The organism is Sphingobium fluviale, from assembly GCF_004122115.1.
Classification (GTDB): domain Bacteria; phylum Pseudomonadota; class Alphaproteobacteria; order Sphingomonadales; family Sphingomonadaceae; genus Sphingobium; species Sphingobium fluviale.
This window is the reverse complement of the sequence record NZ_SBKP01000009.1, coordinates 104,910-125,543: the sequence shown is the minus strand read 5'-3', so window position 1 is coordinate 125,543 and position 20,634 is coordinate 104,910. Positions and strand designations below refer to the sequence as shown.

General features: G+C 59.4%; 21 protein-coding genes. 11 read left to right on the top strand and 10 right to left on the bottom strand.

Going from position 1 to position 20,634, the window contains the following annotated elements; translation table 11 throughout:
• Window positions 1-5 precede the first annotated feature (5 nt).
• Genes EQG66_RS10450 through EQG66_RS10440 form a run of 3 tightly spaced genes read right to left on the bottom strand, consistent with a single transcriptional unit; the run spans window position 6 to window position 1,687 of the window.
• Window positions 6-674 (bottom strand): 5'-methylthioadenosine/S-adenosylhomocysteine nucleosidase family protein, encoded by a 669-nt coding sequence (locus EQG66_RS10450; protein ID WP_129404524.1) that lies wholly within the window; start codon window positions 672-674, stop codon window positions 6-8.
• Between the two features lie 3 nt (window positions 675-677).
• On the bottom strand, window positions 678-1,229 hold the full coding sequence (locus EQG66_RS10445) for an adenine phosphoribosyltransferase (protein WP_129404523.1): 552 nt from the start codon (window positions 1,227-1,229) through the stop codon (window positions 678-680).
• Between the two features lie 11 nt (window positions 1,230-1,240).
• Window positions 1,241-1,687, bottom strand: a complete 447-nt coding sequence (locus EQG66_RS10440; RefSeq protein ID WP_129404522.1) for a cupin domain-containing protein — start codon at window positions 1,685-1,687, stop codon at window positions 1,241-1,243.
• A 57-nt stretch (window positions 1,688-1,744) separates the two neighbouring features.
• Between EQG66_RS10440 and dapE the strand changes: the two genes are divergently transcribed.
• Window positions 1,745-2,887 carry a succinyl-diaminopimelate desuccinylase gene (gene dapE / locus EQG66_RS10435; RefSeq protein ID WP_425470239.1) on the top strand — a complete coding sequence of 381 codons (1,143 nt, stop codon included), beginning with the start codon at window positions 1,745-1,747 and terminating at the stop codon, window positions 2,885-2,887.
• Here dapE and EQG66_RS10430 read toward each other — a convergent pair.
• Window positions 2,875-3,516 (bottom strand): GGDEF domain-containing protein, encoded by a 642-nt coding sequence (locus tag EQG66_RS10430; RefSeq protein WP_129404520.1) that lies wholly within the window; start codon window positions 3,514-3,516, stop codon window positions 2,875-2,877. The two genes, dapE and EQG66_RS10430, sit on opposite strands and share 13 nt — an antisense overlap.
• 205 nt (window positions 3,517-3,721) lie before the next feature.
• On the opposite strand from EQG66_RS10430, the gene purE reads away from it, so the two are divergent.
• From purE to EQG66_RS10395, 7 genes are read left to right on the top strand one after another with little or no spacing between them, the layout of a single operon-like run.
• Entirely contained in the window at window positions 3,722-4,225 is a 504-nt protein-coding gene (gene purE, locus EQG66_RS10425; RefSeq protein ID WP_129404519.1) for a 5-(carboxyamino)imidazole ribonucleotide mutase, read from the top strand.
• Window positions 4,222-5,292 carry a 5-(carboxyamino)imidazole ribonucleotide synthase gene (locus EQG66_RS10420; RefSeq protein WP_129404518.1) on the top strand — a complete coding sequence of 357 codons (1,071 nt, stop codon included), beginning with the start codon at window positions 4,222-4,224 and terminating at the stop codon, window positions 5,290-5,292. Before purE ends, EQG66_RS10420 begins: the two co-directional genes overlap by 4 nt.
• Before the next feature lie 4 nt (window positions 5,293-5,296).
• Window positions 5,297-5,791, top strand: coding sequence for a dihydrofolate reductase (locus tag EQG66_RS10415; protein ID WP_129404517.1), 495 nt, complete (start codon window positions 5,297-5,299; stop codon window positions 5,789-5,791).
• A complete protein-coding gene (locus tag EQG66_RS10410) occupies window positions 5,784-6,749 on the top strand; it encodes a bifunctional riboflavin kinase/FAD synthetase (RefSeq protein WP_129404516.1) in 966 nt (321 codons plus the stop codon). Before EQG66_RS10415 ends, EQG66_RS10410 begins: the two co-directional genes overlap by 8 nt.
• A 50-nt stretch (window positions 6,750-6,799) precedes the next feature.
• Window positions 6,800-9,727, top strand: coding sequence for an isoleucine--tRNA ligase (gene ileS / locus EQG66_RS10405; RefSeq protein WP_129404515.1), 2,928 nt, complete (start codon window positions 6,800-6,802; stop codon window positions 9,725-9,727).
• A complete protein-coding gene (lspA, locus tag EQG66_RS10400) occupies window positions 9,724-10,263 on the top strand; it encodes a signal peptidase II (RefSeq protein WP_129404514.1) in 540 nt (179 codons plus the stop codon). The genes ileS and lspA overlap by 4 nt, the downstream gene beginning before the upstream one ends.
• Window positions 10,263-10,667, top strand: a complete 405-nt coding sequence (locus tag EQG66_RS10395) for a DUF3035 domain-containing protein (protein ID WP_129404513.1) — start codon at window positions 10,263-10,265, stop codon at window positions 10,665-10,667. The genes lspA and EQG66_RS10395 overlap by 1 nt, the downstream gene beginning before the upstream one ends.
• Window positions 10,668-10,796: 129 nt before the next feature.
• On the opposite strand, the gene ung is transcribed toward EQG66_RS10395, so the two are convergent.
• Complete coding sequence (gene ung, locus EQG66_RS10390) at window positions 10,797-11,516, bottom strand: uracil-DNA glycosylase (protein ID WP_129404512.1); 720 nt, start codon at window positions 11,514-11,516, stop codon at window positions 10,797-10,799.
• 67 nt (window positions 11,517-11,583) lie between these two features.
• Between ung and EQG66_RS10385 the strand changes: the two genes are divergently transcribed.
• Complete coding sequence (locus EQG66_RS10385) at window positions 11,584-12,657, top strand: GNAT family N-acetyltransferase (RefSeq protein ID WP_129404511.1); 1,074 nt, start codon at window positions 11,584-11,586, stop codon at window positions 12,655-12,657.
• A gap of 317 nt (window positions 12,658-12,974) precedes the next feature.
• Here the strand turns inward: EQG66_RS10385 and EQG66_RS10380 are convergent, their stop codons facing one another.
• Together EQG66_RS10380 and EQG66_RS10375 are read right to left on the bottom strand one after the other, a co-directional pair.
• Window positions 12,975-13,973: a CobW family GTP-binding protein gene (locus EQG66_RS10380; RefSeq protein ID WP_129404510.1), complete on the bottom strand. Its 999-nt coding sequence runs from the start codon at window positions 13,971-13,973 to the stop codon at window positions 12,975-12,977.
• Window positions 13,974-13,975: 2 nt separating this feature from the next.
• Entirely contained in the window at window positions 13,976-15,298 is a 1,323-nt protein-coding gene (locus tag EQG66_RS10375; protein ID WP_220428655.1) for an amidohydrolase family protein, read from the bottom strand.
• 174 nt (window positions 15,299-15,472) lie between these two features.
• Between EQG66_RS10375 and EQG66_RS10370 the strand changes: the two genes are divergently transcribed.
• Both EQG66_RS10370 and EQG66_RS10365 read left to right on the top strand, forming a co-directional pair.
• Window positions 15,473-16,714, top strand: a complete 1,242-nt coding sequence (locus EQG66_RS10370) for an MFS transporter (protein WP_164975659.1) — start codon at window positions 15,473-15,475, stop codon at window positions 16,712-16,714.
• Window positions 16,711-17,007, top strand: a complete 297-nt coding sequence (locus tag EQG66_RS10365) for an antibiotic biosynthesis monooxygenase family protein (protein WP_129404508.1) — start codon at window positions 16,711-16,713, stop codon at window positions 17,005-17,007. The genes EQG66_RS10370 and EQG66_RS10365 overlap by 4 nt, the downstream gene beginning before the upstream one ends.
• 523 nt (window positions 17,008-17,530) lie before the next feature.
• Here the strand turns inward: EQG66_RS10365 and EQG66_RS10360 are convergent.
• From EQG66_RS10360 to EQG66_RS10350, 3 genes are read right to left on the bottom strand one after another with little or no spacing between them, the layout of a single operon-like run.
• Complete coding sequence (locus tag EQG66_RS10360) at window positions 17,531-18,313, bottom strand: class II aldolase/adducin family protein (RefSeq protein WP_129404507.1); 783 nt, start codon at window positions 18,311-18,313, stop codon at window positions 17,531-17,533.
• A 21-nt stretch (window positions 18,314-18,334) separates the two neighbouring features.
• Complete coding sequence (locus EQG66_RS10355; protein ID WP_245988025.1) at window positions 18,335-19,285, bottom strand: NAD(P)-dependent oxidoreductase; 951 nt, start codon at window positions 19,283-19,285, stop codon at window positions 18,335-18,337.
• Window positions 19,282-20,463 (bottom strand): acyl-CoA dehydrogenase family protein, encoded by a 1,182-nt coding sequence (locus EQG66_RS10350; RefSeq protein ID WP_129404506.1) that lies wholly within the window; start codon window positions 20,461-20,463, stop codon window positions 19,282-19,284. The genes EQG66_RS10355 and EQG66_RS10350 overlap by 4 nt, the downstream gene beginning before the upstream one ends.
• Window positions 20,464-20,634 lie beyond the last annotated feature (171 nt).

The following is a 20,634-nucleotide window of genomic DNA, read 5'->3' as shown; positions in this document are numbered from 1 at the left end:
CGCAGCTATTGCAACCGGCTGATAGCCTGCTCGGCCGCCTCCGCAGCGCGGCGCGCAGCAAGGAGCAGGTTAGACTGAAAATCGCCCGCACTCGCCCCGTTGGCGTCGTCCGTCGTCGCCTTAATCGCCGCCCATGGCAGGCCGAGTTGCTGCGCCACCTGCGCCAGCGCGCCGGTCTCCATATCGACAAGATCGCCGCTCAGGCCGTCGCGCAAACGAAGGCTGTGATCCGGGCACTCGACAAAGCTGTCGCCTGTTACGATCCGCGCCTGCGGCAGGCCAACATCCGGCAGTGGACAAGCACGAAACGCCTCGACCCGCGCAACACCGATCGGCCAGCTTCCCGCCGTAAAATGGGCAAATCCCTCTGGTCGCTGCGCGCCATAATCGCCCTGCACCGCCTCATGGATGGCAAAACAGTCGCCCGCGATGGCGGAGAGCTTGCCAGCCGTACCGATGATCATCAACAACTCGGCATGATGCAGGCCTGCCAGCAGCGTCGCCGCAATCGCGGCATTGACCTTCCCGACGCCGCAACAGGTGATTGCGATCTCGTGCGCGCTATGCCTCACGAACCGCACAGACAGATGCCCATGCTGCTCCAGCCGGTCATGCTGCCCCGGCAGAAACGCTTCCGCCTCCTGCTCCACCCCAGCGATCAGCGCGATCCGCACAGCTTAGTGCCCCGGAAAGACGAGCAGAGCGCCGCTCGCCACGCCCGCGTCTGCCAGCCGCGCTGCGCCACCCAGATCGGGCAGGTCCACGAGGAACCGCGCTTGGCTGACTACCGCGCCCTCGCCCCGCAATAGCTTTACGCCCGCAAGCGCCGTCCCTCCGGTCGCGATCAGATCATCGACAAGCAGCACCCGCGCACCCGGCGAAACCGCACCGACATGCATCTCGATCCTGTCAGTGCCATATTCCAGTACATAATCGACGCCGATGGCGGCACCGGGCAGCTTGCCAGCCTTGCGCAGCATGATCTTGCCCTTGGCCAGCGCATAAGACAGAGCCGAGGCAACGATGAAGCCACGCGCCTCGATCCCGGCGATCAGATCGACCGCGTCAGGATCGAACGTGTCGATCAGCCGGTCAATTGCCGCACGAAAGCCTTTGCCGTCGAGCAAAAGGGTCGAAACATCACGAAAGAATATGCCCGGCTTGGGGAAATCCGGGATCGTGCGCACCAGCGCGGCGAGATCAGCATTGTCGTGAACTTCTGTCAGCATGTGCCCCCCGGTCAGAATGACGATCCATCCTTGCGTGTAAAGCCCGTGGCGCCGGAATATTGCATATCGATGTCAGGATAATGGCATGCCCCTTTGGGCGGCCTGCCGATGGCGACGAAAACGCAGTCCTGCGCGCTTTCGTTGACGATATGATGGCCGTTGCCATCATTCTTCGGAAATACGGCAACATCACCGGGGGCTAGCGGTGTGCGGCCCGCATCATCGATCAACACCGCCTCGCCAGCAAGCATGACGACCAGTTCATCCTCGTCTTCATGCCAGTGCCGTTGTGACGACGCCGCGCCGGGTTTGAGCGTCACATGGCTGGCACCAAAATCGGTGAAGCCAAACAGCGGAGCCAACCGCCGCACCCAGCGCCCCTCGACCAGTTTCGCATAATCGGCCGGATAGCCGGTTGTGTTTGTGGCTGCGATCGCATCAAGGTCTATCTTCGGCATGGGCATCTCCCCGATCTGGCGCTGGCGCTCATCATTCGCTATCGCAGGGTCATGCCTATGTCCAATCCCGATATGACCGACCCGCTTCCACTCGCCCAGCGGCTGATCGCCTGCCCCTCCGTCACGCCCGCCACTGGTGCGGTGTTTGAAGCGCTGGAGGCGATGCTGGCACCGCTGGGTTTCACGGTCGACCGCTGGATAACGGGCGATAAGCCTGACGGCCCGGTGGAAAACCTCATCGCCCTGCGCGCGAACGGGCCGGGCATGCATTTCGCGTTCGCCGGGCACCTCGATGTCGTGCCGCCGGGCAATGGCTGGGCGAGCGACCCTTATCAGCCGGAAGTGCGCGGAGAGCTGCTCCACGGGCGCGGAGCGGTAGACATGAAGGGCAGCATCGCGAGCTTTGTCGCTGCCCTTCCCGCCTGCCTCGACCTGCCGGGCAGCATCTCGCTGCTCATCACTGGCGACGAGGAGGGAGTGGCGACCTATGGCACCCGCGCGATCATGGAACGGATGGCCGCGCAAGGCATAAAGCCAGACCTATGCCTCGTGGGCGAACCTACCTCGGTCAACCGGCTGGGGGATATGGTGAAGATCGGCCGGCGCGGATCGGTCAACATGTGGATCACTGTAGCGGGTACGCAGGGCCACGTCGCCTACCCTCATCTGGCCGATAACCCGATCCCGCGGCTGGTGCGTATTCTTGCCGCCATCGAGGCGATCGAGCTGGATGCAGGGAATGACTGGTTCCAGCCCAGCAATATAGAAATCACCGACGTTTCCGTGGGTAATGAGGCTACCAACATGATCCCCGGCGAAGCACGGGCGCGTATCTCGATCCGCTTCAACGACATACACACCGGCGCAGGACTAACCGAGCGCATCCAGGCGCTGGTAGAAGCGGAGGGCGGCACACTCACCTCTCAGATCAGTGGCGAATCCTTTCTCACACCGCCGGGAGAATTCTCCACCCTCATCAGCGAGGCGATCACCGAGGCCACCGGCCTCACGACTGAACTCTCGACCACTGGCGGCACTTCGGATGCGCGCTTCCTCTCTGCGCTATGCCCGGTGGTGGAATTCGGCCTCTGCAACGCGACAATGCACAAGCTGGATGAAGCGGTGGCGGTGCAGGATCTTGTCACCCTGCGCGATATTTATACCGCGATCGTGCGCAAGGCGATGGTTCAGGCGGCCTGACCGCCGCCCGCCTGCGCCTGATAGCTCGCTCGCTTGCGCGCATACATATCCGCGTCAGCGCGCTCTATTAACGACTCAGCCGTGTCATTCGGCATCAGCATCGTCCATCCGATGGATGCGGACACTGGCAACAGAGCCTCGCCATAGCGGCACTGAGCGGTACGCAATACATGATCGAGCTGTTCCGCCTTGGTGGTAGCCAGTGCGGCATCGACCTCCTCAATGATGATGGCGAATTCGTCGCCGCCCAACCGCGCGGCGACATCCGTCTCGCGTACATGCGCCCGAACAAGCTGCGCTGCATGGACCAGCGCGAAATCTCCCGCACTGTGGCCGAAGAGATCGTTGATATGCTTCATGCGGTTGATGTCGATGAACAGCACAGCCGCCGAAGCGCCATAGCGCCGCGCCCTAACGATCCGTTCATGCAGCGCGGTGAGGAAATAACGGCGGTTATAAAGCGGGGTCAGTGTGTCACGGATCGCAACCCGCTCCAGCTCGGCATTGGCGATGCGCAGCATCCGCACCTCGCCGCGCAGTGTGGCAAGCTCGGCCTTCAGCTCGGCGATAATCGCAGCGGACAAACCCGCCTCCCTTGATGATGATTCGCTATGGCCGTCCTCGGTCATGCGCGTCAGTCCCTTGAAATATGGCCCACTTACCCTTTCCAATACCGCAATGCTGCGGCGCAGAATCGGCTAAGTGTCTATATTCGCTCGTCCAACATTACCGATAGGTGAATACCGACAGAGTCGGCTTAACTTCATCTTCGCCATTGCTCCGCGCGGTCTGGCTGGCTAAGGCCTGAAAGCTCCAAAGGAGGGAGCGCAGCACATGGCCGGGCAAGCCACCCAGGGGGGAACCCCTATCATCGGCGTCATCATGGGCAGCCGTTCGGACTGGGAGACGATGCGCCATGTCAGTGAGACGCTTTCGGCGCTTGGTGTGGCGCATGAGTGCAAGGTTGTCTCCGCTCACCGCACGCCTCAGCGGCTGTATGATTATGCCACCGGCGCCGTCTCGCGCGGCCTCAAGGCGATCATCGCGGGTGCGGGTGGCGCGGCGCATCTGCCCGGCATGGCCGCAAGCATGACGCGCCTGCCGGTGCTTGGCGTGCCGGTGGAGTCGAAAGCCCTGAAAGGCATGGACAGCCTCCTCTCCATCGTACAGATGCCCGCCGGTATCCCGGTGGGTACGTTGGCGATTGGGCGGGCTGGCGCTGTCAACGCAGCGCTGCTTGCCGCCGCCATGCTCGCCACGACCGACGAGGCGCTGGCCGTCCGGCTCGAAGCGTGGCGCGAAAAACAAACCGCAGATGTCGCGCAGGAGCCTGAATGAGCGCGTTACCGCCCGGTTCAATCATCGGGATTATCGGCGGTGGCCAGCTCGGACGGATGCTGGGCATGGCGGCGGCGCAGCTGGGCTATCGCGCCCATATTTATGCCCCGGAAGAAAGCGGCCCAGCGGCAGACACGTGCGCGGCATGGACCCAGGGCGCCTATGAGGACGCCGACCGGCTCGGCGCCTTTGCAGATGCGGTCGATGTGCTGACCTATGAGTTTGAAAATGTCGACAGTGGGGCAATGGAGACGCTGAGCCAGCACGGCCTGGTGCGCCCCGGTGTCGAGGCACTGCGGATCGCGCAGGATCGCCTCAAGGAAAAGAGGTTCGTGACAGATCTTGGCGTCACAACAGCGCCTTTTGCTGCGGTAGACAGCCTCGCTGATCTTGAAGCCGTGCTTACCCGCATCGGCACACCCTCCATCCTCAAGACAAACCGCTTCGGCTATGACGGCAAGGGTCAGGTCCGCCTCCACGCGGCCGATGAGGCAGTAGCGGCCTGGGAGGCGGTGAAAGGCCAGCCCTGCATATTGGAAGGCTTCGTGACCTTCGACGCGGAGTTTTCGGTCATCCTCGTGCGCGGCACCGAGGGCGAGGTCCGCTTCTGGGACAGCCCGCATAATGTCCATGTGAATGGCATCCTCTCCACCTCCACCCTGCCCGCCGGGCCGTTGATCAGGGCCCAGGTCGAGCCAGCTCGCCATCTTGCACGCAAAGTCGCTGAGGCTCTGGACTATGTCGGTGTGCTGACGCTGGAATTTTTCGCCACGGCGCACGGACCGGTGTTCAACGAGATGGCGCCGCGCGTTCACAACAGCGGCCACTGGACCATCGAGGGCGCAGTTACCAGCCAGTTCGAAAACCACATTCGCGCCATTTGCGGTCTGCCGCTGGGCGATACGAAATTGGCGGCAGAGGGCGTAAACATGCGCAACCTCATCGGCGAAGACGCGCATCAGTGGCAGGAGATATTGGCGGACCCCGCCAATCATCTCCATCTTTATGGCAAGCATGGCGCGCGCGCAGGGCGCAAGATGGGCCATGTCACCCGGCTGGAGCTATAGACATATGAACCGGCCGGAAATCGTCCTAATCCTTGCCCGCGCCGACAATGGCGTGATCGGTCGCAACGGTCGCCTTCCCTGGCATATCCCGGCGGACCTGCGCCATTTCAAGGCGTTGACGCAGGGCACACCGATGATCATGGGCCGTAAGACCTTTGAGAGCCTGCCCGGCCTGCTCGATGGGCGCAGGCACATCGTGATCACGCGCGATGCAAACTGGCAGGAAGATGGCGCAGAGGTTGCCCGGAGCGTGGAGGACGCGCTCCACCTTGCCAACGCGCCGCATATATCCGTGATCGGCGGAGCAGAAATTTACGGCCAGTTTCTTCCACTCGCTGATCGTATCGAGCTGACAGAAGTGCATATTGAGGCTCAAGGCGACGTCAGAATCGCGATGCCAGACCCAGAAAAATGGCAGGAAACAGCTCGAAACGATCATTCAGCCGAAGGAACACGTCCAGCCTACAGTTTTGTCACGCTGAGGCGTCGCGATGGCTGACTCCCGGCCCCTGCTATCGCGTATAAATGACAGCGCGCCACTCCCGGCGCACCTGCATGATGCGATCCTCGCGTTGGGCAATTTCGATGGCTTTCATCTTGGGCACCAGGCCGTTGCGAGTAGGGCAATCGAATGGGCACGCGCCGAAGGCCGTCCGGCGATCATCGCCACATTTGATCCTCATCCGGTTCGTCTATTCAAACCGGAAACTCCGCCTTTCCGCCTGACGACGCTCGATCAGCGCGAGCGCCTGTTTGCGAAAGCCGGAGCGGATGCGATGATGGTATTCAACTTCAACCCTGAACTGGCGGCAAAAAGCGCGGAAGAATTTGTTTCGACACTCGCCAACCGAATTGGCGCAGCGGGCGTAGTGACAGGCGAGGATTTTACCTTCGGCAAGGGGCGCAGCGGCACTGTGGCCCGGCTGAAGGAACTGGGCGCGGCGATGGGCATGCGGGCGGAAGCGGTCGCTTCGGTTGCGGATGAGAGCGGCGAGCCTGTCTCATCCAGCCGGATACGCGATGCGTTGCGAGCAGGAGATTGCGCTACCGCCACTCGTCTGCTGACCCGCCCCTTCGCCATCGAGGGCGTGGTTCAACACGGCGCAAAGCTGGGCCGCACGCTCGATTTTCCGACCGCCAACATGACGCTGGGCAGCTATCTGCGCCCGGCCTATGGCGTCTATGCGGTGCGCGGACGGCTGCCTGACGGTCGCCTCGTTGATGGCGTCGCAAACCTCGGCATCCGTCCGATGTTCGATCCGCCCAAGGAACTGCTAGAAACCTATTTCTTCGATTGCGCCGAAGACCTCTATGACCAGACCATCGAGGTACAGCTGATCGCGCATCTGCGCCCGGAAGCGAAATATGATGGCCTGAATGCGCTCAAGGCCCAGATCGCGCGGGATTGCGAGGCGGCGCGGCACATCCTTGCGCAGACGCCGCGCTTGTCCTCATAGAGTTTTGGCCCTAGAGCCGGGTCCGATTTCGCATTTCCACCGGACCGCACATGACCGAGCCCAAAGACTATAAAGACACCGTCTTTCTGCCCAAGACCGACTTTCCGATGAAGGCGGGCCTAGCGCAGAAGGAGCCAGCCATCGCCGCGCAGTGGGAGGCAGAGGATCTCTATGGCAAGCTGCGCGCCGCGCGGGCGGGGCGCGAGCGCTTCGTGCTGCATGATGGCCCGCCCTATGCCAATGGCGACATCCATATGGGCCACGCGCTCAACAAGGTGCTGAAAGACATCATCGTCCGCTCGCAAAGCCTGCTGGGCAAGGACGCGCCCTACACGCCGGGCTGGGATTGCCACGGCCTGCCGATCGAGTGGAAGATCGAGGAAGAATATCGCAAGAAGAAGCTCAACAAGGACGAGGTGCCCGCAAAGGAATTCCGCGCCCAGTGCCGCGCCTATGCTGACACCTGGGTCGGCGTGCAGAAGGAACAGTTCAAGCGTTTGGGCGTGATGGGCGACTGGGACAATCCCTACCTCACGATGAAATACGAGGCCGAAGCCGCCATCGTCGGCGAGCTGCTGAAGTTCGCGGAGTCGGGCCAGCTCTATCGCGGCGCGAAGCCGGTGATGTGGTCCCCGGTGGAAAAAACCGCGCTCGCCGAGGCCGAGGTCGAATATGAGGATGTGACGTCTACGCAGATCGACGTCGCGTTCGAGATTGTGGACGCGCCCAACGCGCCGGAACTCGTCGGCGCCTACGCGGTGATCTGGACGACGACACCTTGGACCATTCCCACCAATCAAGGCATAGCCTACGGGGAGGGGATTGAGTATGTTCTGGCAATCGGCCACACCAAATTTGCTAAAGCACTTGAGCCGGGCCAGCCAACGCCAATGATGCAAGAGTATGGCCCAGTGTTGGTAGCCAAAAATCTTCTCAAATCGCTTGAGTCTCGGACAACAGATATCCATTGGGAAGTTGAATCTGAGGTTAGCAGCGATCAACTCGCCGGAGCCACTGCCCGCCACCCGATGCACCATCTCGGCGGCTTCTTCGCAAAGCCCCGCCCCTTCCTTCCCGCCCCGCATGTCACGACAGACGCGGGCACCGGCCTTGTCCACATGGCTCCAGATCATGGTGAGGAGGATTTCTTCGCCTGCAAGGCGCTCGGCATCGATCCGGTCTTCGCCGTGCAGGGCGATGGCAAATATCGCGAGGATTGGGCGTGGCTCGGCGGGCAAGGCTCGGTCATCAACCCCAAGTTCAACGCGCCGGATGGCCCGATCTGCTCCGATCTGCGCGAAGCACGCGCGCTGCTATCCGCCGCCGATTTCCGCCACAGCTATCCGCATTCGTGGCGCTCCAAGGCGCGGATCATCTATCGCTGCACCCCGCAATGGTTCATCCCGATGGACAAGATGGGCGGCCAGATCGAGTTCGATGTCGCACCGTTAAACGGCATCGCGGGCGCGATAGCCGCCACAGTCTCCGGCCACGGCGCAACCCTGCGCGAAACCGCGTTGCAAGCCATCGAGGACACGCGCTGGGTGCCGACGCGCTCGCGCAACCGCATCCACGCGATGGTGTCGGATCGGCCCGACTGGGTCATCAGCCGCCAGCGCGCCTGGGGCGTTCCCATCGCGCTGTATGTTCACAAACAGACCGGCGATTATCTGCGCGACGCGCAAGTCAACGCCCGCATCCGCGCTGCTTTCGAGCAAGGGGGCGCGGACGCATGGTTCGGCGCGGACCATCAGGCACTGCTGGGCAACGAATACAGCCTCGACGACTATGAGGTCGTGAACGACATCCTCGACGTGTGGTTCGACTCCGGCTCCACCCACAGCTTCGTGGTCGAGCCGCAATTCGGCACGGGCGCGGATGACCGCGCGGACCTGTATCTCGAAGGGTCTGACCAGCATCGCGGCTGGTTCCAGTCGAGCTTGCTCGAAAGCTGCGGCACGCGGGGCCGCGCGCCCTATAAATCCGTCCTCACCCACGGCTTCGCGCTCGATGGGCAGGGCCGCAAAATGTCCAAGTCCTTGGGCAATGTCGTCGATCCGCTGAAGATCATGAGCGAGAGCGGCGCGGACATATTGCGCATGTGGGTGGCGAGCACCGACTATTTCGACGATGTGCGCATCGGCAAGGAGGTGCTGGCCGGCAGCTCTGACTCATACCGCAAGCTGCGCAACACCTTCCGTTATCTCCTCGGTGCGCTTGAGGGGTTCACCGATGCCGAGAAGGTGAAGGTCGAGGACATGCCGGAGCTGGAGCGCTACATGCTCCACCGCCTGGCCGAGCTGGACGCGACACTGCGCGAGGTGGTTTCGGACAAGACGAGCGACAACTGGCTGGAGTTCAGCCGCTATACCCGCGCACTCAACGATTTTGCGAATATCGACCTCAGCGCCTTCTTCTTCGATATCCGCAAGGACTGCCTCTATTGCGATGTGAACCCGGAGACGGGCAAGCAGACCGAAAAGCGCAAGGCCTATCGCACTGTGCTCGATGTGCTGTTCCACGCGCTCGTGCGCTACGCCGCGCCGATCATCCCCTTCACGGCGGAGGAGGTGTGGAAATCGCGCTATGCGGAGGCGGACAGCGTGCATTTGCTGGACTGGCCGGAGGTTGACGGGGGGTGGAAGGATATTCAACTGGCGTTCGAGTGGGCAGACGTCAGAACCGCAAGAACCCTAGTCAACGAAGCGATCGAACCTTATCGCCGCGATAAGAGAATTAGATCAAGTCTAGAGGCCGAAGTTAGCGTTTCGGTCAGAGAGCCGAAAGCTGCCGCCAAATTGAAATCACTCGATATGGCGGAAATCTGCATAACCTCATCCGCTATGATTTCAGATGGAGAGGATGATGTAGCAGTAACACCAACCGATTACGCGAAGTGCGATAGGTGCTGGCGTCATTTGCCAGATGTAAGCGCCATCACTGCGCTCTGCACCCGCTGCGAGGATATTCTGGCGTGAGCAAAGACGCGCCTGCCCTCCCCCTCCTCCCCCCGCTCCACCGCAGGCTGGGCGCAACCATAGCCGCCGTCATCCTGATCCTCGATCAGCTCATCAAATATATCGTCACCGTGCCGCTCGCGCTCGAATCACGCGGGGACGAGGGGCTGGAGATCGTGCCGATCTTCGCGCTGCGCTGGGTTGAAAACCGTGGCATTTCCATGGGCTTTTTCCATGCGGATAATGACACCGCGCGCTGGCTGCTCGTGGCGATGACCGCCGGAATTTCGGCCTTTGTCGCCATCTGGATGTGGCGCGAGCGGTCCCGCCAGGATGTTATCGCGCTCAGCCTCGTGCTGGGCGGCGCGTTAGGCAACATAATCGACCGGGTACGCTACGGTTTCGTGGTCGATTATGCCGATTTGCACTTCGGCGAGTGGCGGCCGTTCCTTATTTTCAACCTTGCGGACGCCGCGATTACCATCGGCGTGCTGATCCTGCTTGCGCGCGCGCTCCTGCTGCGCGAAAAGGATGCAAATTCGGAGAGTCAAAACTGATGCGTAAACTTGTTGTTGCCGCCGCCCTTGTCGCCACATTGTCCGCCTGCGGATCGAGCGGGGTGTTCAACCGCTCCCGCCCGGACGAAATGCAGGTGACGCGGCAGGCGCCACTGGTGATCCCGCCCGACTTCGCGCTGGTGCCCCCCGCGCCCGGCGCAGCGCCGACAGTAACGCCCGAAGCCAGCCGTCAGGCGATGGAAGCAATGTTCGGCCCGCCTGCTGCTCGCTCCGCCAGCGAAGCAGCGACCCTTTCTGCCGCAGGGCGCGACAATGCCCTGCCCGGCATCCGTTCCGCCGTTGGCGATCCGGCCATCAATCTGGTCGACAAGGGCGCCACCACGCGTGATATCCTCTCCGCGCCTGAGGGTGACGGCCAATACGGACGCGCCGTAGCGAACTAGGATTTGGCCCATACGGGCCTGCAAAGCTCTATTTTCTGCGCTTCGGTGCTCACGTACCTTGAAGTACGCTGCGCTCCGATGCTCGAAAATCGAACTTTTCGGCTCCGTCTAAACCAAATCCGGGCAGCGCTATTCAGGCAGTTTCCAGTCTATCGGTGGCTGGCCATGCGCGATCAGGAAATCATTCGCGCGGCTGAACGGACGGCTGCCGAAAAAGCCATTATGCGCTGACAAGGGCGAGGGGTGTGCGGAGCGGATCACCAGATGCCGCCCGCCCTGGCTCACATCCTGCACAAACGCGGCTTTTTTCTGGGCGTAGGCGCCCCAGAGGATGAACACGACCGGCCGTTCCTGACGCGCCACCAGCGCGATGACCGCATCGGTGAACTTCTCCCACCCGCGACCCTGATGGCTGGCGGCCTGCCCCATCTCCACCGTCAGCACGCTGTTCAACAGCAGCACGCCCTGCTCCGCCCAGTGAGTCAGGTTGCCGTGACGCGGCGGGTCCAGCCCCAAATCGGTCTTCATCTCCTTGAAGATGTTAACGAGGCTCGGCGGCGGGCGCACACCGCGTTGCACCGAGAAGCACAGGCCATGCGCCTGCCCCTCGCCATGATAGGGGTCTTGCCCCAAAATGACGACGCGCACCTTGTCCAGCGGCGTAAGGTCCAGCGCGCGGAAATATTCGCTGCCTTTTGGGAAGATGCGCTTTCCCTGCGCCTTCTGCGCCAACAGGAACGCGCGCAAGTCCGCCATCATCGGCGCGGCGAACATATCGGCCAGCGGCTCCGCCCAGCTCGGATCAAGCCGGGGCGCCGGACGATGAGCAATCGGGTCTGTGTCGTTCATCAGAGCTATGTTAAGGAATATCTGCGATCATGCAAAGCTTCGTCCGGCATTGTTAAGGCTGAATATCATGCATCTTACTGCCCGTTTCGAGGATATCACAGACCTGCCCACACTGGGCGCGCGCTGGCATGCGCTGGAACAGGAGGCTCAGCCCCCCTCCTTCTTTTTGCGCTGGACATGGATGGGAAGCTGGCTCGGCGCGATGTACGAACAAGGAGTCTCGTTGCCGCAACTGCTCGTTATAGGCGACGAGATGCGTGACGAGGGGCTGGCCCTGATCGGCGAGGGACAGGCGAAGCGCCTGCTCGGCTCCGTGCCCGCGCTGTGGCTCAACGAGGCGGGCGATATCGATGCCGACCGCCCCTTCATCGAGTATAATGGCATTTTATGTACTAAGGATACGCTGCCGCTGTGCGTTCATGCCTTTTGCGAAGCGATGGCCGAACGGGACGACTGGAGGGTGCTCCATCTTTCCGGCCTTGGCTTTGGTTCCATGCTGACCGAGGTGCCGGGTGTGCGCCGCCGCGTGATCCGCGATGCCTCGCCCGCTTATAATGCAGACCTCAAGGCCGTGCGCGAAGCCGGCGGGGACTATCTCTCTCTGCTGAGCGCCAACACACGCGGGCAGATAAAGCGCTCGCTGAAAGATGAGCCGGCAGAACTGGCGATCGAAAGCGCGACGAATCTGGCAACGCTCGACCTCTGGCTGGAGGATATGCGCGTGATGAACGCGGGCCGCCACACCGACAATGCGTGGGACAGTGCCTTTTTTCGCGATTTCGCGAGCCGGATTACCCGCGCCGGATTAACAGACGGCACTGTCGAGCTGCTCAGAGTCTCCAGCGGAGAAACACCCGTCGGCTATCTGCTCAATTTCGTGTGGGCGGGCCGGGCGATGAACTATCAGTCCGCCTTCGCCCAGCCGCGCACCGCCAAATCCAAGCCCGGCCTGATGTGCCATGCTGCCGCCGTGGCGCATTATGCCGCACGCGACCTAAAGCTCTACTCCTTCCTCGCGGGCAAGGACCGCTACAAGCACAGCCTGTCTACCGGCGCGGAAGAGCTGAACTGGTGGGCGCTGGAGCGGCCCGACTGGCGGCTGGAGGCCGAGGCAGCCTTGCGGAAAATCTTTCGACGTTAGCATCGCTCTATTTGTATAGTCCCCTCATTTGATAGTTCGGGCTTAGGGTGAGGCATTGAGGTTGGTTTGCAGAGCCTTTGCGGATGTATTCGTATGACGTGAGGCCGCGCAGCGTCTTCAGGTTGCACGTGCAGTTCGACAAAGGCGAGCTTGCTGGTCCAGTCGATCGCCTCCGGGCAACTCAGGCTCTCTTGACTGTGCGGTATCGCTCAACCAACTGCCTCAGTCGTCCCAGCCCTCCCGCATAGATCCTGCCCCATAGTGCATCCTTCCTTTCCCGCATGAATAATGCACCATAAAATGCCGGGACTGAACACTTAGCCTGATATCAGAGCTTTAGGTTTCGTTTGGCAAGCTTCAAAGTTTCTGCGTAGGCGATCGCGATCAAGATTGCGCCCGATGAAAACCAGTTTCGATTTGCGTTGATTACTAGACCATTCGCCAAGGAAATCACCCTCCGCGATGCGATGAACAGCCTGAAACACAAAGCGGCGGTTTTCACCCTCGAAATCGAGAACGCCTTTCACACGAAACAGGTCATCACCACATTTGGCTATCAGATTTTCGATCCAGGGGAGGAACCGCTCAAGGTTAAGCGGCCGGTCAACTTCCATACTGAAGCTACCAACGCCATTACTGTGATGATGTCCGTGGTGATGGTGATGTGTGTCAACCACCAGTCTTTCAGGATTAATATTCCCGCATGCGAGGTCGAATGCATTTCGATCCAACACTTCTGAGGCCGGAATAGCAGACCGCAGCGTATGACGGATCTCCGCATCGGGGTTGATCGCCCGGATACGCTTTTTACAAGCGGTTAGCTGATCCGGGTCCACCAGATCGATTTTGTTCAGCAGGATCAGGTCAGCGCAAGCGATCTGCGCTTGAGCCTCTATGGCATTATCTAGTTGTTGGCTGAGGTGCTTGGCATCCGCAACTGTCACGAAGGCGTCCAGACGTGTGCGGGCGGAGATGCTCTTATCCATGAAGAAGGTCTGGGCTACCGGCGCCGGATGCGCGAGACCAGTGGTTTCGATCAATATGCCGTCAAGATCCGACGCGCGATCGAGAACATCATTGATGATTTGGATCAGGTCGCCACGAACAGTGCAGCAAAGGCAGCCATTGTTCATAGTCAAGACCTGGTCGTCGCTATTGACTACCAAATCGCCGTCGACACCGAGTTCACCGAATTCATTCACAATCACCGCATAGCGGCGACCGTGATTTTCTGAGAGGATGCGGTTCAGCAGTGTCGTCTTTCCGGCACCGAGATAACCGGTGAGGACCGTAACGGGTAGGCGCGCATCAACCATGGTCAATCCTTCTCGACGACAATCTCGCCGTTCAGGATCACCTTTCGGAGCTTGCGTACGTTGCTGATGTTCTCCGTAGGATCAGCACTCAGCAGCAATAGATCGGCACGTTTGCCCGGTTCCACCACGCCGAGATCGGCGCGCTCGCACTGCTTCGCGGCAGCGCTGGTGCCGGCAACAAGCGACTGAAGTGGCGTCATCCCTGCCGCAACCATCAACTCGGTTTCCGCCAACGTGTTTTCCCCGTAAATGCCCTTGCCCGCGAAAGTGTCTGTGCCCAGCGCAATGCCGACACCGGCGTCAGAGACCTTCTTGACATTGGCGACAAGTTCCGGATGGGCTTCGCCATGGGCATAAAGCGTAGGCACGAACATGACATCCCTGTCTATCATCAATTGGATTAGGGAGTCGTCGGTGATCGGTTCGTTCATGACACCATGCTCCAGCGCATCGGCGCCGGCTTCGATCGCCTCACGCGCGACATCCTGTTGAGCTGTGTGAACCGTTGCCCGCAGGCCACGTTCATGCGCGGTTTCTATGCCTGCTTGCAGCATATCGAGGGGAAGCCGTTCCAGCTCGAAGGGGCCGAGGAAACCCGGAATCTGCCACACATATTTTTCGTCGCTATGGCAGGCGCAGGCGCCTTCGGATAGGATCTTGATCGCATCCACCTTCATGTCCGCCAGATAGTGGATCAGGTCACGCATTTCCTGCACAGTGCCTACCTCGCCCGCAAACCGCGCCCGTGCCCACGGGTTTTTGCTGAAGATGGTGGCAGCAGGATGTCCATCACGCCCGGTGACGCCGCAACCGGTCGCCAGCAGCCTTGGTCCACGCAACTGTCCCGATGCTATTTTGGCTCGTGTCGCCAGAATGCCACTAGTCGGATCACCAACTGATTTGATAGTAGTCACCCCATATTGGAGGAACGAGTCCAGACGACCTGGCAGCTCGTTTTCCTCGAAGGCGTCCATCGATGCGGGGTCAGACACGGCGAAGACGTTGTAGAAATGGATATGTGAGTCTATTAAGCCAGGCATCACCCAGCCCTCGGCAGCATCGATCTCTTTGGCACCGTGGATTGGACTTGCTGATACCGCGGCTATTTCTCCACCCATGACAGCTATGTCGTATAGTCCATTAAGCGCTTTGTGACCGTCGAAGACATGTGCGCGGCGGATAACAAGATCATATGTTGCCGGATCGCCTGATTGTGGCTTTGTGATCGCAGGTTCATAGGTCATCGTTTTCCCTCCAGGTGGGCTGCATTTGTGTGATTTGTGGACGCCTAATCTGAGCCATTTTAAACAGGTAATCGTTTTCAATGATGCTGGACACAATCTGTGTTTGTGAATTAAAGTTGCTTGGAAAATGGATGGGGCGGCATGTCAATTGTGACATTCTAGGTATCCCCTGCGAGTTTTTGTGATCGCCCGGAACGTATGTGTTGCAAATATGGATCGGCATCCCTCGCTTGCGGGCGTAAATCAGGGAAGTTGATGACAGAGACGGCACTCAGCAAATCGGACAATGCCGCTTCACCTTTGCTATTGATAGCTGCTGGCGCGAGCGCCGCTTTGTTCGTTGCAAACCTATATTATGCACAACCTCTGTTGACAACGATTGCGGCGGATATCCACATACACCCACAGTATGCTGGAGCTGTAGTGGGAGCGAGCCAACTCGGCTATGGTATGGGCCTTTTTTTGCTCGTGCCACTCGTAGACATCATAGAAAACCGTAGGCTGGTGCTCACATGCATCGTCCTGACGCTGATTGGCATTGTCGGCGTTGCATGCGCCAGTTCTGCACTCACCTTTCTATTTTGCGCCCTCGTGATCGGTATTTTTTCAAGCGGTGCACAGGTGCTGATCCCTTATCTATCATTGATGATCCCGAAAGCCCGCCTGGGCCGGGTCATGGGCAGCGTGATGTCAGGCATCCTTGCCTCTGTCATGTTCGCTAGGCCTTTTGCTCTGTTTGCTGCGGCTGCATGGGGCTGGCGTTCGGTCTATATTTTATCCGCCGCTGCGACTGCAGTGCTTGGTGTGGCGTTGTGGTGGATAATGCCTCCCCGCCAGCCGCAAGTCCGCATTGCCTATTGGCGCACGATCGTTTCGATGTTTGCTCTTTTTGTGGCGGAAACGCCCGTTTGGCGAAGGACTATGTATCAGGCCGTGCTGTTCGGATGCTTCACCATGTTCTGGGCAACCTTTCCAATTTTGCTGGCCGAGCATTTCGGTTTTGGCAAACCAGCGATCGGACTTTTCGCCTTGGTTGGGGCTGGTGGTGTCCTTGCTGCACCGCTTGCCGGACGCATAGCGGAACGGGGGGCCATACGGACTGGAACAATTGTTGCCGCCTTGTGTGTTTCCGGTGCCTTCCTTTGTTCCGCCCTTTCAGTGCAGTTCGGCGCTCCTTTCGGGATTGCCCTGATGGCTTTGTGGCTAGCCGCAACCTCACTGGTTATAGATGGCTCAATACAGGTCTCTCAGGTTTTGAGCAGAATAGTTGTTTTGGAGGTGCCACCGGAAGTGCGGGGCCGGATCAATGCTGTCTACATGACAGTCATATTTCTTTGTGGCGCTATCGGATCGGCCTTCGGTGTAACCATTTACTACCATGCAGGCTGGCTAGCAGTGGCTACAGTAGGCATGGTTGGCGGGCTAGTTGTTTTTATGGCTGCGTTGGCTGAAGGTCAGACGGTGTTTCGATTATCGAAAAAGGATGAGGCGGCGTGATTACAGAGGTTGTTGAAATTCCATTGAAGGCAGGCATGGTTGAGCAATTCGTGGCTGGGGTTGAGAGATCCCGGTCGTTATTCGAGGAATCGCCAGGCTTCATCGCCTTTGAGGTGCATCGTGTCATAGAGCACCCATCGACAGTCATGCTTTTAATACAATGGGAGTCAGTTGCCCATCACATGGACATGTTCCGAAACTCCCCGCAGTACACGGCCTGGCGCGCAAATGTCGGCGAGTATTTTGCTGAGGCACCGCGGCTTTTGCACACACAGACGTTGGTGAGTTACTGACGCAGCCGCCGCTTAGAACGATTTTCAGTCAAATGGTATCATCTGACGATTGAGAAATCACGATAAAACAAAGAATGAGAGCAGTCGATCTGATTCGATCAGATCGAAAACTCCTCTAAATATGGATATTGAGAGAGTTCTTTGTTCACATTTCTTGCCAAGTACATAGTCCGCTCGCTTAGGAAGCGTGGCCTGTAAGGTCACACTATTCTTTGAAGCTCCGCATGGCGGCAGCGTTCAAAGCAATTCATCGTGTCATCTGGGACTGTCATCTGGAGCGGGGCGGGATAACCGGAGGGATGCCGCGCCACAGCAGGTTTTCGCGGAAGCGGCACCGTCATAGCCCTTGTCGGCGGGCAGCCCATTGGGTTTTGGCAGCGACAGCACCATCAGGTCATCAGCCACGGTGTAGTCGGAAAGCCTTGCTACCGGTCAGGAGGAAGCTGAGAGCGCGTCCTTGACTGTCCGTGCAGGCTCTTGCTTGTAAATCCCTTTTGTCAACGCCGCCTGGGTCTGATCCTAACTATTCGAGAAAGTCTGGTTGCTCCCTCAAAATCCTCTCCCAGAACGGCTGGAAGCCCGCCGCGGCTGCATCTCTGCGTTTCATCTGGTTTGATGTGTACTGGGCAACCTCTTGCGGGATCAATTTCACGTTTCCTGCGGCTTCAGCCAGCAACTGCGTCTCACAGCAATTCTCCAACATGATATAACTCATCACTGCATTCTCGACGCTCTGCCCGACCGTCAATATGCCGTGGTTTTGCAAAATCACAGCCTTTTTGTCACCAAGCGCCTGGGCAATCCGCTCTCCCTCTGAGGTATCCAGTACCACACCGCCAAACGTCTCATACAACGCATGCTGCTCATAGAAAAAGCAGGCATCCTGCGTAATCGGATCAAGCAATCGGCCCAGCGTAGACCAAGCCTTGCCATAAATAGAATGGGAGTGCGCAGCAGCAACGACATCTGCACGCGCCGCGTGCAACACCGAATGGATGGCAAAGCCTGCCTGATTGATTGGTCCCTTGCCGTAAACGATTGTGCCATCATGGTCGACCATCACCAAATCGGACACACGGATATGGCCAAACCACGGGCCGAGCGGCGCAACCCAGAAGCGATCTGCATATTCAGGATCGCGCACGGTAATATGACCGGCCAGACCGAGGTCGAGACCACGCTGCGCGAAAATTCGATAGGAGGCCGCCAGCCTGCGCTTGCGGTACGTGCGTTCCTCCTCGATTGAGCGCGGAGCCCCCTCCTGCTGATGCCAGACATGTTTGCTGGCGGGGTCTATCTGGTTCATAAGCGCTTCCTTCCTACAGGATCAATAGCCGGCAATCTTGTCGACTATATCAACAAGTGCCTCACCCCGCACAAAGCGGTCGATATTGGCCGCAACCCTCTCAAGGAGGACTGCATGCACATCCGTATGGTTAGCCGAGACATGGGGCGTCAGCCGCACTCGATCATGCGTCCACAACCGATGACCCTCCGGTAGTGGCTCAGGCTCGGTCACATCCAACGTGGCGAAGCCGAGCCGACCGGCATCAAGCGCATCGATCAGAGCCTCATGATCCAACACTGCCCCACGCCCAACATTGATAAGGTGCGCGCCCGGCCGAGCATAGCCAAGCATGGCCGCATCAATAACGAGCCGCGTGGAATCCGTCGCCGGCAGCGCCAGCACCAGGTGATCAGCCGAGGCAACGACATCTTCGAGTTGATCTAACAATTCAACCCCGTCAACCGGGCTGGGCAACTTACGGCGGCGGACCGCCGTCACGCGGACGCCCGCAGCAAGCGCCCGCCGCGCCACAGCCGTGCCGATCGCACCAAATCCTAAAAGGCCCACCGTGCTGCCTGCCATCCGTCCAAGCGGTCGTGTCTTCCACTGTGAGGGAGCATGAACGCGTACCGCCTCCAGATCCTTGGCCTGGAGATAGATGGCTGCCATCACATAATCTGCAATCTGATCGGATGCGATCCCCCGCCCACAGGTGACGACCGGCGCATCCAGCAACCAGCGCGGGTAGAAATCAATGCCCGTGGTGCCACTATAGACCCATTTGAGCCGGCCCGGCCAAGCGGCAGGTCGAGCCAGATCGCGATTGTCGGTCCACGCCGAAGTCGGGCGCACAAGCATGATGTCAGCATCGTTCGCAGCCACCCAGGGACACTCCTCTGGCGCCGCGATCACGGTCGCATCAACCTTCATGCGTAACCCCGCATTGAAGCTCTCCGTCATCTGGCTGGCGATGACGAGTGCGCTGCTCACAGCCCGAACCCTGCTCGCCCTGCGCCAACCAGAATCGTGTCATCCTGCGGGCTGTGAATACGGCTGCACATAACGTCACGATAGTGGCGCTCCAGCGGGTTCTTGCGCGTGAGACCAGGGTTGCCTGTCAACTCTAGGCCGATCTGGACTGCCCGGATTGCGTTGGACGTGGCAGTATATTTGACGATGTTGAGAAAGACGAGCGACAGTGCCTCGCCATTGTCCGCCTTCTGCGCGGCAGTCTCAAGAAGCGTACGGTTGACCTGCAACAGCGCCTCGATCTCGCCAAACTTCTCCTGCACACGCGGTAGCGTGGCCAGTGAGGCACCCAGATTGGTAGGCACGCGCTCCTTGAGATATGTGCATAGCCAGTCGCGCGCAGCTTGGGCAACGCCATCATAGATGGTCGAGATCGCTAGCGAGTTCCAAACCGCGAGCGACTTGTCATCAACACCGAATACCCACTCGTTCGGTTTGCGCACGTCAACCGCATGATCAAGCGGGATCTGCGTCTCATCGAAGACAACCCGGTGGCTCACCGTCGCACGCATCCCGAAATGGTCCCACTCTGGCTCGATCGAAATACCAGGACGATCGCTTCCGACAAGGAACACCCCGGTTCTCGGCTCTTCCTCATCAGTCATCGCATACACTGCATACCAGTCGAGCCCCGTCGAACCGGTCGCGTATATCTTCGTTCCACTGATCGACCAGCCGTCAGCCGTTCTCCGCGCGATCGTCTTGGGCATCCCGCCGCGCACAGGCGTGCCAAGCTCCGGTTCAACCCGGAAGAAGCCGATCAGCCCCCTGCCGCAGGCCGCTTCCCGCGCCAGCTTTTCATACAAATGTGGCGGCCACCGCGTAAGGCGCTCAGGCTGCGCATGGTGAGCATAGGTCATAAAAAGAATCAGGGCTGTCGAAGGCTCGCCCTTGGCAACAGCGCCCAAAACCCTGATCGCTTCCGCGTAACCGGCGCCGCGACCACCATAACGCCTCGCCACAGTCAGGCCGATCAAGCCCTGGGCAGCAAGATAATCGAAATTGGCACGCGGAAACTCCGAACTGCGATCATAATCCTCCGCAGTCGCCGCCAGCCTGCGCGTAATGTCGTCAAGCAACGTCTGCGATATCGGTTCGTTCACGCTCTCTTCGCGATCAGGGGCCGTGGCGAGGGTCATTCTGTCTCCGCTTTCTTTATGACGACACCGCAGTGCGGATTCGTGAGATCTTAGGATCAATAACTGAAATTGCAGCACCGCTGACAAACTCATAATCTCTAAAAATAGGACAGTCGAGTTTTTATACTTTGCTGTTTTAAATAAAATTCCAATGTATAAACATTATATATA

Excerpts from the sequence above, each read along its gene's own strand:
- EQG66_RS10445 (WP_129404523.1), bottom strand. The coding sequence starts at position 1,229 with ATGCTGACAGAAGTTCACGACAATGCTGATCTCGCCGCGCTGGTGCGC.
- ung (WP_129404512.1), bottom strand. The coding sequence starts at position 11,516 with ATGAACGACACAGACCCGATTGCTCATCGTCCGGCGCCCCGGCTTGAT.
- ileS (WP_129404515.1), top strand. The coding sequence starts at position 6,800 with ATGACCGAGCCCAAAGACTATAAAGACACCGTCTTTCTGCCCAAGACC.
- EQG66_RS10410 (WP_129404516.1), top strand. The coding sequence starts at position 5,784 with ATGGCTGACTCCCGGCCCCTGCTATCGCGTATAAATGACAGCGCGCCA.
- EQG66_RS10415 (WP_129404517.1), top strand. The coding sequence starts at position 5,297 with ATGAACCGGCCGGAAATCGTCCTAATCCTTGCCCGCGCCGACAATGGC.
- EQG66_RS10395 (WP_129404513.1), top strand. The coding sequence starts at position 10,263 with ATGCGTAAACTTGTTGTTGCCGCCGCCCTTGTCGCCACATTGTCCGCC.
- EQG66_RS10370 (WP_164975659.1), top strand. The coding sequence starts at position 15,473 with ATGACAGAGACGGCACTCAGCAAATCGGACAATGCCGCTTCACCTTTG.
- dapE (WP_425470239.1), top strand. The coding sequence starts at position 1,745 with ATGTCCAATCCCGATATGACCGACCCGCTTCCACTCGCCCAGCGGCTG.
- EQG66_RS10385 (WP_129404511.1), top strand. The coding sequence starts at position 11,584 with ATGCATCTTACTGCCCGTTTCGAGGATATCACAGACCTGCCCACACTG.
- EQG66_RS10420 (WP_129404518.1), top strand. The coding sequence starts at position 4,222 with ATGAGCGCGTTACCGCCCGGTTCAATCATCGGGATTATCGGCGGTGGC.
- EQG66_RS10440 (WP_129404522.1), bottom strand. The coding sequence starts at position 1,687 with ATGCCGAAGATAGACCTTGATGCGATCGCAGCCACAAACACAACCGGC.
- EQG66_RS10360 (WP_129404507.1), bottom strand. The coding sequence starts at position 18,313 with ATGAACCAGATAGACCCCGCCAGCAAACATGTCTGGCATCAGCAGGAG.
- EQG66_RS10380 (WP_129404510.1), bottom strand. The coding sequence starts at position 13,973 with ATGGTTGATGCGCGCCTACCCGTTACGGTCCTCACCGGTTATCTCGGT.
- purE (WP_129404519.1), top strand. The coding sequence starts at position 3,722 with ATGGCCGGGCAAGCCACCCAGGGGGGAACCCCTATCATCGGCGTCATC.
- EQG66_RS10430 (WP_129404520.1), bottom strand. The coding sequence starts at position 3,516 with ATGACCGAGGACGGCCATAGCGAATCATCATCAAGGGAGGCGGGTTTG.
- EQG66_RS10350 (WP_129404506.1), bottom strand. The coding sequence starts at position 20,463 with ATGACCCTCGCCACGGCCCCTGATCGCGAAGAGAGCGTGAACGAACCG.